Genomic DNA, 14,501 nt, shown 5'->3' with positions numbered 1-14,501 from the left:
GCGGGCGACCGGCCGCCGCCTAGAGTGGACGTATGCGTGCTGACGAGCCTTCCGCTGCCCGCGTCGTGCTGCTGGGCCGCCCCGGCTGCCACCTGTGCGACGACGCCCGCGAGGTCATCGCGCGGGTCTCGGCGGAGCTCGGCGTCCGGTGGGTCGAGCGCTCGATCGACGACGACCCCGAGCTGCTGCGGCGCTATGCCGAGCAGATCCCGGTGACCTTCGTCGACGGCCGGCGCCACGACTTCTGGCGCGTCGACGAGGGGCGCCTGCGCGCGGCGCTCGCCTGAGCCCACCGGCCGGCATACGGCCCGGTCGTGTGTCGTGATAGGTCGCTCACGTCAACTTTGTGCATGGCTTCACAAACGTCTAGCCTGATCGGGTCCCCAGGTGCTCCGCGTTCGTGAGAACGCCTCAGCGAGAGGAGCCGGTGAGCAAGCGTGTCCGCCGACCCCGCACTGCGTCGCGAGATCCCCGACGCAACCGTCGCGCGGCTCCCCGAGTACCTCCGCACCCTGTCCCGGCTCGCTGAGGACGGCGTCCCGTCAGTGTCCTCCGAAGAGCTCGCTGCTGCTGTCGGCGTGCGGTCCGCCCAGCTGCGCAAGGACCTCAGCCACCTCGGCTCCTACGGCGTGCGGGGTGTTGGCTACGACGTCGAGACGCTCGCCCTCGAGATCTCGCGGGCCCTCGGCCTCACCGAGGACTGGCCCGTCGCGATCGTCGGCATGGGCAACCTCGGCCACGCGCTCGCCTCGTACTCCGGCTTCGTCACCAAGGGGTTCCGCATCGTCGCCCTCTTCGACGACGACCCGGCCCTCGTCGGTGAGCGCGTCGTCGACATCGCGATCCGGCCGCTCTCCGAGCTCGACGACAAGCACGCCGTCGACCCGATCTCCATCGGGGTCATCGCGACTCCCGCGCCGGCGGCGCAGGCCGTCTGCGACCGCCTCGTCGGCGCCGGCATCAGCTCGATCCTCAACTTCGCCCCTGCCGTGCTGGCGGTGCCGGAAGGTGTCGACGTGCGCCGGGTCGACCTCTCGACAGAGCTGCAGATCCTCGCTTTCCACGCGCAGCGCAAGGCGCTCGCGGCCGGGCACCTCGGGGCGGCGGTCCTCTCATGAGCCTGCTCGTCATCGGCCTGTCGCACCACACCGCACCCCTCGCGGTGCTCGAGGCACTCTCCGAGCACCCCGACCGGTCCGGTGCCATCGCCACCGCAGCCCTCTCGTCGGCGACCGCGACCGAGGTCGTCGTCCTCTCGACGTGCAACCGCCTCGAGGTCTATGCCGAGGTGCCGGCCTTCCACCCGGCCGTCGCCGCCATCGGCGAGGCGCTCGCGCTCGCTGCCGGAGTCTCCTCCGAGCCCTCCTCTCCCGCGCCGGCCAACGACCTGCCCCACCGCGCCGAGGTGCTCGCCGACCACCTCTACGTGCGCCACGACGAGGGTGCGGTCGCTCACGCCTTCACGGTCGCCTGCGGGCTCGACTCGATGGCCGTCGGGGAGGCCCAGGTGCTCGGGCAGATGCGCGACGCGCTCGCCACGGCCCAGTCACACGGCCAGGTCGGCGAGTCGCTCAACGCGCTCTTCCAGCAGGCCCTGCGGGTCGGCAAGCGCGCGCACGCCGAGACCGACATCGACCAGCACAGCGTCTCGCTCGTGCACATCGCCCTCGAGCAGGCCGCCGAGCAGCTCGGCGACCTCACGCAGCGCAGCGCCGCCGTCATCGGGGCGGGGAGCATGAGCGGCCTCGCGGCAGCCACGACGAGCCGGGCCGGCATCGGCTCCCTGACGATCGCCAACCGCACGAGCGAGCGGGCCGAGCGCCTGGCCGGTGCCACCGGGGGCAGCACCCGCCCGTGGGCCGACCTGCCCGACGTCGTCGCCGAGAGCGACCTCGTCATCACGTGCACGGGCGCCGTCGGTCACGTCATCACCGGTGAGGTGCTCGCCCGCAGTGCCCGCCTCCGCGGCGGTCGCCCGCAGGTCGTCGTCGACCTCGCCCTGCCTCGCGACGTCGAGCCCGCCGAGTCGTGGACCGGCCAGGCCCCCGGTGTCACGCTCGTCGACCTCCAGCACCTCGGGCGTCTCCTCGAGGGCCGCGCCGACCGCACCGAGGTCGGCCGGGTCGGCGCCCTGGTCACGGCCGAGGTGGCCGACTACCTGACGCGGCGCATGGAGAAGGCCGTCACCCCGACCGTCGCCGCCCTGCGAGCCCGGGCGGCGAGCCTCGTCGCCGCCGAGATGGAGCGCCTCGACCAGCGCCTGCCGCACCTCGACGAGCAGACCCGCGCCGAGGTGGCCCTCGCGGTGCACCGTGTCGTCGAGAAGCTGCTCCACACCCCGACCCGACGCGTCAAGGAGTTCGCCATGGAGGGCAGCGGTGACGACTACGCCGCCGCCCTGCGCGAGCTCTTCGACCTCGAGCCCAAGGACGTCGCCAACGTCTCGCACCCGCCGAAGCGGGTGACCCCGTGACCACGCTGCGCCTCGGCACCCGCCGCTCCGCCCTCGCGACCACGCAGTCACGCTGGGTCGCCGACCGTCTCACCGACCTCGGTCACGAGGTCGAGCTCGTCGAGATCACGACCGAGGGTGACCGCAGCGGCGCGCTGCTCACGACGATCGGGGGCACCGGCGTCTTCGTCTCGGCGATCCGCGAGGCGTTGCACGACGGTCGCATCGACGTCGCCGTCCACTCGCTCAAGGACCTCCCCACGGCGCCCGACCCCGAGCTCGTGCTCGCAGCGGTCCCGCTGCGTGAGGACAGCCGCGACGTCCTCGTCGCGCGTGACGGCCTCACCCTCGGTGAGCTCCCCGTCGGCTCCGTCGTGGGCACGGGCTCGCCCCGGCGCGCCTCGCAGCTCGCGGCGCTGGGGCTCGGCCTCGACATCCGCCCGATCCGGGGCAACGTCGACACCCGCATCCGCTTCGTCACCTCCGGCGAGCTCGACGCCGTCGTGCTCGCCCAAGCCGGCCTCGCCCGGCTCGGCCGCCTCGCCGAGGCGACCGAGGTCATCGACCCGATCCAGGTGCTGCCGGCGCCGGGGCAGGGCGCCTTGGCCGTCGAGTGCCGCGCCGACCGCGCCGACGTCGTCGCCGCCGTGTCGGCGCTTGACGACGCCGACACCCGCACCTGCGTGATCGCCGAGCGCTCCCTGCTCTCGACCCTCGAGGCCGGCTGCACCGCCCCTGTCGGAGCGCTGGCCGAGGTCGTCGAGGGAGACGACGGGCTCGAGCTCTCCCTGCGCGCCTTCGCGGGCAGCGAGGACGGCAGCCTCGAGCTGCGGCGCTCGCTCGTCGGCTCCTACACCGAGCCGGAGTCCCTCGGGGCCCGGCTCGCCCAGATCCTCCTCGAGGACGGCGCCGCCGACCTCACCACCACCACCGCCATCGGGGCCGTCGCCCCGACCCCAGACCGCGCCCCACACCGTTCGGAGCATGTCTCGTGACTCGTACCCACCAGCCGTCAGAGACGACGGCGCCCGCCACCTCGGCTCCGACGACGCCGGCACGCGTCGCCTTCGTCGGATCCGGTCCCGGTGACCCCGGACTGCTGACCCTCCGCGGCCGCGACCTCATCGCGGCGGCCGACGCCGTCATCCTCGACCGCGTGACGAGCGAGGCCGAGGTCCGCCGTCACGCACGCCCCGACGTCGAGATCATCGACGCCGGCCACGGCGAGCAGGGCCAGGAGCTCACCCAGGCCGTGCGCGCCAAGCTCCTCGTCAAGGCCGCGAAGTCCGTCGGGCCGTCCGGTCTCGTCGTCCGCCTCATGGACGGCGACCCGGCCACCTTCAACGGCCTCGTCGAGGAGGTCCGCGCCTGTCGCAAGGCCGGCCTCAGCTTCGACGTCGTGCCGGGTGTCTCCGCCGTCACCGCAGGTCCGACGTATGCCGGTGTGCCCCTCACGTCGAAGGCGTCCGGTGCGCTCCACGTGCTCAGCGTCGACCGCGGTCTCGACTTCACGGCATACGCCTCCAGCGACGACACGGTCGTCCTCGTGGGTGCACCCGAGTCGATCCGGGCGGGTCTGGCCGGCCTGCTGGCCGCCGGCCGTTCGGCGGAGTCGCCGGTGGCGCTCAGCGAGCGCGCGACGACGGTGAACCAGTCGTCGGTCGCCACCTCGCTCGGTGCCGTCGAGCGGCTCTTCAGCGGCAAGGAGGCGTTCGGTGCCACCATGGCAATCGTGTCTCCCAACGTCGACCTGCGTGACGAGTTCTCCTGGTTCGAGACCAAGCCGCTCTTCGGCTGGAAGATCCTCGTGCCGCGGACGCAGGCGCAGGCCGGTCCGATGGTCGACCGGCTCGAGGGCTACGGCGCCACGGCCGATGTCGTGCCGACGATCTCCGTCGAGCCCCCGCGCACCCCGCAGCAGATGGAGAAGGCCGTCAAGGGCCTCGTCACCGGACGCTACGAGTGGATCGGCTTCACGTCGGTCAACGCGGTGCGGGCGGTGCGCGAGCGCTTCGAGGAGTTCGGCCTCGACGCGCGTGCCTTCGCCGGGCTCAAGGTCGCGGCCGTCGGCGGCGTCACGGCCGCCGCGCTGCGCGAGTGGGGCATCAACCCGGACCTCGTGCCGAGCGGCGAGCAGTCCGCCGCCGGTCTCCTCGAGGACTGGCCGCCCTTCGACGAGGTGCTCGACCCGATCAACCGGGTCCTGCTGCCGCGGGCCGACATCGCGACCGAGACGCTCGTCGCCGGCCTGCGCGACATGGGCTGGGAGGTCGACGACGTGACGGCGTACCGCACCGTGCGCGCCGCGCCCCCCGCGGCCGAGATCCGCGATGCCATCAAGGGCGGTGACTACGACGCCGTCGTCTTCACCTCGAGCTCGACGGTGCGCAACCTCGTCGGCATCGCCGGCAAGCCGCACCCGGCCACCGTCGTCGCCTGCATCGGACCGGCCACGGCCAAGACGGCGCAGGAGCACGGGCTGCGCGTCGACGTGCTCGCCCCCGAGGCGTCGGCGATCAGCCTCGTCGACGCCCTCGCCGGGCACGGGGTGGGCCTCGCCGTCGCGGCGGCGGAGGCAGGCCAGCCGGTCCAGCGTCCGAGCGACAAGCGCCCGGCGTCCCGCCGCCGCGCCCGCTGAGGACGGGGCGACGCGATGATCGAGCGGCCGCGCCGGCTCCGGCAGACCCCGGCCCTGAGGTCCCTCGTCGCCGAGACGAGGCTGCACCCGCGCGACCTCGTGCTGCCGGTCTTCGTCGCCGACGGCATCGACGCGCCGGCGCCGATCGCGTCGATGCCCGGCGTCGTGCACCACACTCTGGTCAGCGTCGTCGAGGTCGCGCGGCGATGCGTCGACGCGGGTCTCGGCGGCATCATGCTCTTCGGCGTGCCCCGCGACCGTGACAAGGACGCGACCGGCAGCGGGGGCATCGACCCGCAGGGCATCCTCAACGTCGCCCTGCGCACCGTGCGGGACGCGGTCGGTGACGATCTCGTCGTCATGGCCGACACGTGCCTCGACGAGTTCACCGACCACGGCCACTGCGGCGTGGTCGACGACCGTGGCCGGGTCGACAACGACGCCACCAACGAGCTGTATGCCGCGATGGCCGTCGCGCAGGCGCGCGCCGGAGCGCACGTCGTCGCACCCTCGGGGATGATGGACGGCCAGGTCGCCGTGATCCGCGAGGCGCTCGACAGCGAGGGCTTCACCGACACCGTGATCCTCGCGTACGCCGCGAAGTACGCGTCCGCGTTCTACGGGCCCTTCCGCGAGGCCGTGCAGTCGAGCCTGCAGGGCGATCGCCGTACGTACCAACAGGATTCGGCCAACATCGTCGAGTCGCTCCGCGAGATCGACCTCGACATCGCCGAGGGTGCCGACATCGTCATGGTCAAGCCCGCGATGTCCTACCTCGACGTCGTCGCAGCAGCGGCGGAGCGCGCGTCGGTGCCGGTCGCGGCATACCAGGTGTCGGGGGAGTACTCCATGATCCAGGCGGCCGCCGCGAACGGCTGGATCGACCTGCGGGGGGCCGCGCTCGAGTCAATCACCTCGATCCGCCGGGCGGGGGCACAGATCGTGCTGACGTATTTCGCCCTCGACGTCGCCGAATGGCTGGCCTGACACCACTACGATCGGCAGTTGAGAGTGGAGGTGACACCATGGCGCCCGCAACAGGGGATGGCGGTCGTGGCGACGTGCGGTGGCTCAGCGACGCGGAACAGGCGTCCTGGCGCGCCATCCTGCGTGGCACCCGACTGCTCGAGAGGGCCCTCGACGACGCGCTCGACGCGTCGGGACTGCAGCTCTCGGAGTACGAGATCATCTCGATGCTCTCCGAGAGCGACAACCACCGGCTGCGCATGTCGGAGCTGGCCTCGATGGTCGTGCAGTCACGCAGCCGCCTGACGCACACCGCGAAGCGCCTCGAGGACCGCGGCTGGGTGACGCGCGAGCAGTGTGCCAACGACAAGCGGGGGGTCGAGCTCGTGCTCACCCCGGGCGGCCTCGCCGCGGTGCGTGACATCGCGGCGGTGCACGTCGAGAGCGTGCGCGACAACCTCGTCGACATCATGACGCCCGAGCAGTTCCAGGCCATCGGCGACGCCATGGCGATCGTGCGCGACCACCTCGACCCGGACGGCACGAGCGGCCGCTGACCGGGGCCCCTCGTCCTCTCCACCGTCGAGTGCTCAGTTCCTGACGGTGGGGAAGTGGGCACTCGACTTCTCCGGCGTCGAGTGCTCAGTTCCTGACGGTGGGGAAGTGGGCACTCGACTGGAGGGGGCGGTGGGGGTCCCGGCGCACGGCTGGGAGACTGGGGTCATGAGCTCGCCCATCGTGACCCCCCAGCCGACCACCGACGTCCCGGCGTCCGCAGCCCTGCTCGAGCGCGCGACCCGGGTCATCCCGGGCGGCGTCAACTCGCCGGTGCGAGCCTTCCGCGCCGTCGGCGGCACGCCGCGCTTCATGGCAAGCGCCTCCGGCCCGTGGCTCACCGACGTCGACGGCAACCGCTACGTCGACCTCATCTGCTCGTGGGGCCCGATGATCCTCGGGCACGCGCACCCTGACGTGCTTGAAGCGGTGAACTCCGCTGCGGCCAAAGGCTTCTCGTTCGGCACACCCTCGGAGAACGAGGTGCTGCTCGCCGAGGAGATCGTCTCGCGCATGGATCCCGTCGACCAGGTGCGTCTCGTCAACTCCGGCACCGAGGCGACGATGTCGGCATTGCGACTCGCCCGCGGCTTCACCGGCCGCGACGTCGTCGTGAAGTTCGCAGGCTGCTACCACGGACACGTCGACGCCCTCCTCGCCGCGGCCGGCTCCGGCGTCGCGACCTTCGCGCTGCCCGACTCCGCCGGGGTGCCCCGGTCGAGCGCCGGCGAGACGATCGTGCTGCCCTACAACGACCTCGCGGCGCTCGAGGCGGCCTTCGCAGAGCGGGGCCACGAGATCGCTGCCGTCATCACCGAGGCGGCGCCGGGCAACATGGGGGTCGTGCCTCCGGCGCCCGGCTTCACCGAGGGGCTGCGCCGCATCACCGCCGACCACGGGGCCCTGCTCATCTCCGACGAGGTGATGACCGGCTTCCGCTGCTCGCCGTCCGGCTACCACGGGCTCGAGGAGCACCCCTCCGGCGCCGCAGACCTCTACACCTTCGGCAAGGTCATGGGCGGCGGCTTCCCGACGGCAGCCTTCGGTGGCCGAGCCGACGTCATGGCCATGCTGGCGCCGCAGGGTCCCGTCTACCAGGCAGGCACGCTCTCCGGTAACCCCGTCGCGTCGGCGGCCGGCCTCGCGACCCTGCGCGGCTGCACCCCGGAGGTCTACGCCAGGCTCGACGTCGTCAGCCGCGCCATCGCCGACGCGACGTCGGCAGCGTTGACGAGCGCGTCGGTGCCGCACACGATCCAGTGGGCCGGCTCGATGTTTTCCGTCTTCTTCCGCGACGCAGCCGTGACCGGCTACGACGACGCCCGCGACCAGGACACCGACGCCTTCCGCCGCTTCTTCCACGCGATGCTCGGGCAGGGCGTGCACCTGCCGCCGAGCGCTTTCGAGTCGTGGTTCGTCTCGGCGGCGCACGACGATGCTGCCGTCGACCACGTGCTCAGCGCCCTCCCGGCGGCCGCCCGTGCCGCAGCCACCCCGGACTGAGGCACCCCTTCCACCTTCCGTTCGAGGTGATCCCGGCCGCCACGCGGGGGCCGGGATGACCTCCAACCGGGGGAGGGGGCGGCGCGCGGGCGCCGGACGGCATACGGCCGGGTCCTGCTGGGCATTGTGAAGGTGCCACGTCGAGGAGGACGCTGGTCGGTGACGGCGGCGCCGTCGGGGTGCCGCCTCGAGTGAGGGAGGTGGGCCGTGCACGCACGATCCACGACCGTGATGGGCCAGCCGGGGATGATGGAGTCGGGCATCTCGCACGCGCGGGACGTGGTGATGCCGAAGGTCAGGGCGATGGAGGGGTGCATCGGGATGTCCGTGCTCGCCGACCGCGCGACCGGACGCTGCATCGTGACGACCGCGTGGCGCGACGAGGACGCGATGAAGGCCACGGCCGGAGCCGTCATGTCGATGCGCGCCGAGGCGGCGGCCATGATGGGCGGCGAGGCCACCGTCGACGAGTGGGAGGTCGCCTACCTCCACCGCGACCACCGCGCGGCTGACGGCGCCTGCGCGCGGGTGACGTGGACCGCCTGCGACCCGGCAGCGGTCGAGCGGGTCATCGACGCCTTCAAGATGGGGATCATGCCGCACGTCGAGCAGCTCGAGGGCTTCTGCAGCGCGAGCCTCTTCGTCGACCGGCCGTCGGGGCGCGGCTGCCTCACCGTGACCTACGACTCGGAGCCGGCGATGGCTGTCACGCGTGACGCCGCCATCGGACTGCGGGCAGACCTCGCCCAGGAGACGGGCATGCGTATCACCGAGGTGGGGGAGTTCTCGCTCGCCGTCGCCCACCTCGACGTCCCCGAGCTCGTCTGACGGCCGTCTCGCGGTGGTCGCGACCCCCACGTGGGCGCCGCGACCACCGCGAACGAAGGTGGGTGTGTGTGCGGGCTGCGCGGGGAGGCCCCGGGATGGGGATGCGAGGTGAGCGATGTCACCCGCGTCACCGTCAGTGGACGGTCGCGAGGAGCACGCCGACGCCGACGAAGAGGCCACCGAAGACCCGGTTCAGCGTGCGCTGCCCCTTCTCGCGCCGGGCGAGGCGCCCGAGCCCGCGGGCGGCCGCGGCGAAGAAGAACCACATGACGACGACGTCGATGGCGACGACAGTGGCGGCGAGCACGGCATACTGCGGCAGCAGCGGACGGTCGGTGACGATGAACTGCGGCATGAAGGCGAGGAAGAAGACGACGGCCTTCGGGTTGGTGAGGTTCACGAGCAGCCCCCGGCGGAACATCGACCCCGCGGCCTCCGGCTCGGTCTCGCCGATGGTGACCGCCTTTGCGCGAGAACGGAACTGGCGCACACCTAGATAGACGAGGTAGGCCGCACCGGCATACCGGATGACGCCGAAGAGCACGGGTGAGCCCGCGACGAGCACCCCTACGCCGGCAGCCACGATGGCGATGTGCGCCACGAGTGCGACCTGCTGCCCGAGGATGCCCCAGATCGAACGCGTCCACCCGGACCCGAGCGAGTTGGCCATCGTGTTGATCGCGCCGGCCCCGGGGGTGAACGAGATGAGCGCGCCGGCGGCGACGAGGGTGAGCCACAGTGACCACGACACGACGCGGATCCTACGACCCAGCCGGTATGCCGTCCGGTGGCGTCCACCTGCCGCCGACGTGCCGCCCGCCCTGTTCGGGCACGCCGCCCTCCCCACCCCGCCGGAGCGGATTCGGTCCTGGCCTGCGCGTTTGAGAGACTGTCGACCATGAGTGCGAGCACGACCGGGATGCCAGCGGACGGGACGGCCGACGCCCCCGAGCTGACGGTCGTGCACCTCATGCGCCATGGGGAGGTCCACAACCCCGAGGGACTGCTCTACGGACGGCTCGAGGGCTACCGGCTCTCCGACCTCGGGCAGCAGATGGCGACGGTCGTCGCCCGGCACCTCGAGCCCAACGACATCACCCACGTCGTCGCCTCGCCGCTCGAGCGCGCCCAGCAGACGGCAGCGCCCCTCGCCGCCGACCACGAGCTGCCGATCGAGACCGACGAGCGCGTCATCGAGGCCGCGAACCACTTCGAGGGTCGCTCGGTCGGCATGGCCGACCTCCTCCACCCGCGCAACTGGCACCTCTTCAGCAACCCCCGCAAGCCGTCGTGGGGCGAGCCCTACGAGGAGATCGCGGCGCGCATGATCGCCGCCATCGAGGATGTCCGTCGGTCCGCCCACGGTCACGAGGCCGTCATCGTGAGCCACCAGCTGCCGATCTGGACGGCGCGCAACAAGCTCGCCGGCCACCACCTCTGGCACGACCCGCGCCACCGGGAGTGCACGCTCGCCTCCCTCACCTCGCTCACGTACTCCGGCGAGGAGCTCTCGTCGATCACCTACTCCGAGCCGGCCGGCGCCCTCCTCGGGCAGGCCAGCAAGAGCGTGGGCGCCTGATGCGCCAACCCGCCCGGCGCACCGCACTGAGGTGGGGCGCCCTCGCCATCGCCGGTGGTCTCGTGACCGTCACCGCGGCCTGCTCGACCGACCCCAACTCGGTCGAGGAGCAGGCCCGCTCGGGAGACCGCAAGGGCTACGTCGCCGGTGACGGCTCGATCGAGCAGCTCGCGGTCTCCGAGCGCGGCGCGCCGGTCGCGCTGTCGGGCACGACCCTCGAGGGCCAGCCCTGGAGCCTCGCCGACCGGGCCGGCAAGGTCGTCGTCGTCAACGTGTGGGGCTCGTGGTGCCCGCCGTGCATCGAGGAGACCCCGGCGCTGCAGAAGGCGTGGGAGAAGGTCCAGGCCGACGGCAAGAAGGTGGACTTCGTCGGCCTCGACAAGCTCGAGAGCCCCGAGACCGGCCTCGCCTTCCAGAAGGCCAACAAAGTCACCTACCCCTCGCTCGCCTACGACGGGGGAGTGCCGATCCTCTCCCTCCAGGGCAAGGCGTCCGCGACCCCGACGACGCTCGTGCTCGATGCGCAGGGCCGCATCGCCGCCCGCGTCTCCGGGCCGGTCACGACGACGACGCTCCTCGGTCTCATCGACGACGCCATCGACGAGAGGGCCTGAGGCACCCCCATGGACGCGCAGATCGCCACGGGCTCGCTCGTCATCGCGGCTGCCGTGGCCCTCGTGGCCGGCTTCGTGTCGTTCGCCTCGCCGTGCGTGCTGCCGCTCGTGCCCGGCTTCCTCGGCTACGTCACGGGACTGTCCGACGTCTCCCTCGAGCGGCGCTCCCGCGGCCGGCTCGTGCTCGGCGCGGTGCTCTTCGTGCTCGGCTTCACCGCCGTCTTCCTCGTCGCCGCCGCGGCCGTGTCGACGATCGGGCTCGCCTTCCGCGAGCACCAGGCTGCGCTGATGCGCGTGGGTGGCGCCGTCGTGCTCGTCATGGGCCTGATGTTCCTCGGCCTCGGCCGGTCGTATGCCGCACCGGTCAGCTGGCGCCCGCGTGCCGGTCTCGCCGGGGCTCCGCTGCTCGGGGCTGCCTTCGCCATCGGCTGGTCGCCGTGCATGGGCCCGACCCTCGGCGCCATCCAGGCGATGGCCGCGCCGCTGTCGGCGCAGTCGGGCTCGATCGGCCGGGGCCTCGCACTGGCCGCCGTCTACTCCATCGGCCTCGGCCTGCCCTTCGTGCTCATGGCCGCCCTCTGGGAGCGCGCCGGCCGCGCCAGCGACTGGTTGCGTGAGCACCGCCGGGCACTGCAGACGGTCGGTGGCGTCATGCTCGTGGCGGTGGGCCTGCTCATGGTCACCGGGGTCTGGGAGGACGTCATCGTGTGGCTCCAGGTACAGCTCGTCAGCGGCTTCCAGGTGGCGATCTGAGATGACGACCGAGACCCCGCCGCGGCCGCGCAAGCGCACCCAACCCGACCCGTCGCTGCCCAGGCTCAGCGCGCTCGGCTGGGTCCGCTGGGCCTGGCGCCAGCTGACGAGCATGCGCACCGCGCTCTTCCTCCTGCTGCTCCTGTCGGTGGCGGCCGTGCCCGGCTCGATCTTCCCGCAGCGCAACATCGATGCCGGCCGCGTCGCCGACTACATCGCTCAGAACCCCACGACCTCTCCGTGGCTCGACCGGCTCGGCTTCTTCGACGTCTACTCCTCGCCGTGGTTCTCGGCGATCTACCTCCTGCTCTTCGTCTCCCTCGTCGGCTGCATCGTGCCGCGCACCAGGGTGCACCTCGCCGCGCTGCGCGCCACGCCGCCGCGCGCTCCGGCCCGGCTCTCGCGGCTCGACGAGCACGCCGAGGTCGTCACCGACCTGTCGCAGGACGAGGCGCTCGCCGTCGCGCGGGAGGTGTTGGGCGGCAAGCGGTTCCGCCTGCACTCCCACGACGCGACGAGCCTCTCCGGCGAGTCTGGCTACCTGCGCGAGACCGGCAACCTCGTCTTCCACCTCGCGCTCACGGGCATCATCGTCGGCATGGCGGTCGGCCACGTCTTCGGCTGGCGCGGCGACATCATCCTCGCCGAGGGCGACAAGTTCGCCTCGTCGGCCGGCACCTACAACACGATCTCGCCCGGCCCCTGGGTCGACACCGAGAGCCTCCCGCCCTTCGTCCTCGGGCTCGACCGCCTCGACGTGCAGTTCAACGAGGCCCCCGGGCGCGGCTTCGGCATGCCCAAGGAGTTCACGGCCTACACGACCCTCCAGCGCGAGCCCGGTGCCGCGGCGACGAAGGAGTCGGTGTCGGTCAACCACCCGATCACCGTCGACGGCGCCGACATCTTCCTGCTCGGCAACGGCTACACCCCCGTCATCACGGTGCGCGACGCGAAGGGCGAGATCCTCTACCGCGAGGCGACGCCCTTCCTGCCCCAGGACGGCAACTACCGCTCGGTGGGCGTCATCAAGGTGCCGTCCGCCTCGCCGAAGCAGCTCGGCCTCACCGGCTTCTTCCTGCCGACGGCGGAGCCGACCTTCGTGCACGGCCCCGCCTCGCTCTTCCCCGACGCCAAGGACCCCGAGGTCGCCCTGTCGATCTGGGAGGGCAACCTCTTCCCCGGCGACGCGCCCCAGTCGGTCTACACCCTCAACACCGACGAGATGACGCAGGTCACGAAGGCCGACGGGTCGCCGGCCCTCATCCGCCTCAAGCCGGGCCAGACCTACGAGATCCCGGGCGGCCGCGGCACGGTGACCTTCGACTCGGTCAAGCGCTTCGCGGGCCTGTCGGTGCGCACCGACCCGGGTGCGCCGATCAGCCTCGTCAGCGCCGTCCTCGCCACCGCCGGGCTCATCCTCGGGCTGACGATCAAGCGCCGCCGGGTCTTCGTGCGGGTCCGGGCCGCCGGGCCGGGGGCCGCAGGGGTCGACAGCCCCTCGGGTGACGACGGACGACCGGCTACCGTGGTCTCCATCGGAGGCCTGTCCAAGGACTCCGACGCCGGGCTCGCCGCGATCGTCGCGGCCGTGCACGACCGCCTCGCAGAACGGAACGACCGCTCGTGAACCTCGCCTCCAACGCGAACGCCGCGCTCTACGCGTCGATGATCGTCTACACGCTCGCCATGCTGGCCTTCACGTGGCACCTCGCCGCGCGTGCCCCGCAGGTCGCCGACTCCAAGTTCGCCGAGCGCGCCGAGGTGCGCGAGGGCGTCCTCGTCGGGGCCGGTGCCCCGGGCGCACCCGAGCGCCGGAGCCCGTATGCCGCCGGGCCCGGGTTCGAGGAGAGCACCCAGAGCCGGCAGCGGGGCAACATCGCCCTGATGCTCACCTACCTCGGCACGGCGCTGCTCGTCGCGTCCGTCGTCATGCGCGGCCTCGCGGTCTCGCGTCCGCCGTGGGGCAACATGTTCGAGTTCGCGACCGCCGGCGCGGCCGCAGTGGGGGTCGCCTACAGCCTCCTGGCCAAGCGCAACCACTGGCAGTGGCTCGGCGTCTTCGTCGTCGGCCCGATCCTGCTCGTGCTCGGCCTCGCGCTCTCCGTGCTCTACACCGAGGCCGGCGAGCTGATGCCCGCCCTCAAGTCCTACTGGCTCGCGATCCACGTGTCCGTGGCCTTCATCGCCGTCGCCTTCTTCACCATCGCGTTCGCCATCGGCATCGTCTACCTCGTGCGCCTGCACCGCGAGGAGAAGCCGCCGGCCAAGCCCAACTTCGTCGAGTCGCTGCCGTCGTCAGCGGCACTCGAGCGGACGGCATACAGCCTCAACATGGTGGCCTTCATCCTCTGGACGTTCACGCTCATCGCGGGAGCCATCTGGGCGAAGCAGGCGTGGGGCGCCTACTGGCAGTGGGATCCCAAGGAGGTGTGGACCTTCGTCATCTGGACGGTCTACGCCGCCTACATGCACTCGCGCGCGACGGCCGGCGTCGACCACCGCAAGTCGATGCTCATCGCTCTCGTCGGCTTCGTCTGCGTCATCATCAACTTCACGCTCGTCAACCTCGTGTCGACCTTCGTCGGCATGCACAACTACTCCGGGGTGGGGTGA

15 protein-coding genes are annotated in these 14,501 nt (G+C 72.1%); 14 read left to right on the top strand and 1 reads right to left on the bottom strand.

The features are described 5' to 3' along the window. Positions 1–32 precede the first annotated feature (32 nt). The 9 genes from FBY41_RS03675 (at position 33) to FBY41_RS03635 (ending at position 8,942) form a co-directional block, all read left to right on the top strand. Positions 33–287, top strand: coding sequence for a glutaredoxin family protein (locus FBY41_RS03675; RefSeq protein WP_141842026.1), 255 nt, complete (start codon positions 33–35; stop codon positions 285–287). Between the two features lie 150 nt (positions 288–437). Then, positions 438–1,118 (top strand): redox-sensing transcriptional repressor Rex, encoded by a 681-nt coding sequence (locus tag FBY41_RS03670; protein WP_141842025.1) that lies wholly within the window; start codon positions 438–440, stop codon positions 1,116–1,118. Next, positions 1,115–2,473, top strand: coding sequence for a glutamyl-tRNA reductase (locus tag FBY41_RS03665; RefSeq protein ID WP_141842024.1), 1,359 nt, complete (start codon positions 1,115–1,117; stop codon positions 2,471–2,473). Before FBY41_RS03670 ends, FBY41_RS03665 begins: the two co-directional genes overlap by 4 nt. Beyond that, positions 2,470–3,447 (top strand): hydroxymethylbilane synthase, encoded by a 978-nt coding sequence (gene hemC, locus FBY41_RS03660; protein WP_141842023.1) that lies wholly within the window; start codon positions 2,470–2,472, stop codon positions 3,445–3,447. The genes FBY41_RS03665 and hemC overlap by 4 nt, the downstream gene beginning before the upstream one ends. Next, entirely contained in the window at positions 3,444–5,090 is a 1,647-nt protein-coding gene (locus FBY41_RS03655) for a uroporphyrinogen-III synthase (RefSeq protein ID WP_141842022.1), read from the top strand. The genes hemC and FBY41_RS03655 overlap by 4 nt, the downstream gene beginning before the upstream one ends. A gap of 15 nt (positions 5,091–5,105) precedes the next feature. Continuing rightward, on the top strand, positions 5,106–6,077 hold the full coding sequence (hemB, locus tag FBY41_RS03650) for a porphobilinogen synthase (protein WP_141842021.1): 972 nt from the start codon (positions 5,106–5,108) through the stop codon (positions 6,075–6,077). Between the two features lie 38 nt (positions 6,078–6,115). Next, positions 6,116–6,613: a MarR family winged helix-turn-helix transcriptional regulator gene (locus FBY41_RS03645; RefSeq protein ID WP_185748874.1), complete on the top strand. Its 498-nt coding sequence runs from the start codon at positions 6,116–6,118 to the stop codon at positions 6,611–6,613. 166 nt (positions 6,614–6,779) lie between these two features. Then, positions 6,780–8,114, top strand: a complete 1,335-nt coding sequence (gene hemL, locus FBY41_RS03640; RefSeq protein ID WP_141842020.1) for a glutamate-1-semialdehyde 2,1-aminomutase — start codon at positions 6,780–6,782, stop codon at positions 8,112–8,114. Between the two features lie 207 nt (positions 8,115–8,321). After that, positions 8,322–8,942 (top strand): antibiotic biosynthesis monooxygenase, encoded by a 621-nt coding sequence (locus FBY41_RS03635; RefSeq protein ID WP_185748873.1) that lies wholly within the window; start codon positions 8,322–8,324, stop codon positions 8,940–8,942. A 133-nt stretch (positions 8,943–9,075) separates the two neighbouring features. Here the strand turns inward: FBY41_RS03635 and FBY41_RS03630 are convergent, their stop codons facing one another. Beyond that, positions 9,076–9,693, bottom strand: a complete 618-nt coding sequence (locus tag FBY41_RS03630) for a LysE family transporter (protein ID WP_141842019.1) — start codon at positions 9,691–9,693, stop codon at positions 9,076–9,078. A 147-nt stretch (positions 9,694–9,840) separates the two neighbouring features. On the opposite strand from FBY41_RS03630, the gene FBY41_RS03625 reads away from it, so the two are divergent. From FBY41_RS03625 to ccsB, 5 genes are read left to right on the top strand one after another with little or no spacing between them, the layout of a single operon-like run. Next, a complete protein-coding gene (locus tag FBY41_RS03625; protein WP_141842018.1) occupies positions 9,841–10,521 on the top strand; it encodes a histidine phosphatase family protein in 681 nt (226 codons plus the stop codon). After that, positions 10,521–11,135, top strand: coding sequence for a TlpA family protein disulfide reductase (locus FBY41_RS03620; RefSeq protein WP_141842017.1), 615 nt, complete (start codon positions 10,521–10,523; stop codon positions 11,133–11,135). Before FBY41_RS03625 ends, FBY41_RS03620 begins: the two co-directional genes overlap by 1 nt. 9 nt (positions 11,136–11,144) lie before the next feature. Next, positions 11,145–11,888, top strand: a complete 744-nt coding sequence (locus FBY41_RS03615) for a cytochrome c biogenesis CcdA family protein (RefSeq protein WP_141842016.1) — start codon at positions 11,145–11,147, stop codon at positions 11,886–11,888. Between the two features lies 1 nt (position 11,889). After that, the gene (gene resB, locus FBY41_RS03610) at positions 11,890–13,515 is read left to right on the top strand and encodes a cytochrome c biogenesis protein ResB (RefSeq protein WP_141842015.1); all 1,626 of its coding nucleotides are present in this window, start codon (positions 11,890–11,892) and stop codon (positions 13,513–13,515) included. Continuing rightward, entirely contained in the window at positions 13,512–14,501 is a 990-nt protein-coding gene (gene ccsB, locus FBY41_RS03605; RefSeq protein WP_141842014.1) for a c-type cytochrome biogenesis protein CcsB, read from the top strand. Before resB ends, ccsB begins: the two co-directional genes overlap by 4 nt.

Source organism: Humibacillus xanthopallidus, from assembly GCF_006716675.1.
GTDB classification, from domain to species: Bacteria; Actinomycetota; Actinomycetes; order Actinomycetales; family Dermatophilaceae; genus Humibacillus; species Humibacillus xanthopallidus_B.
The sequence above is the reverse complement of the archived record's forward strand: the minus strand, read 5'-3'. Positions and strand labels throughout refer to the sequence as shown.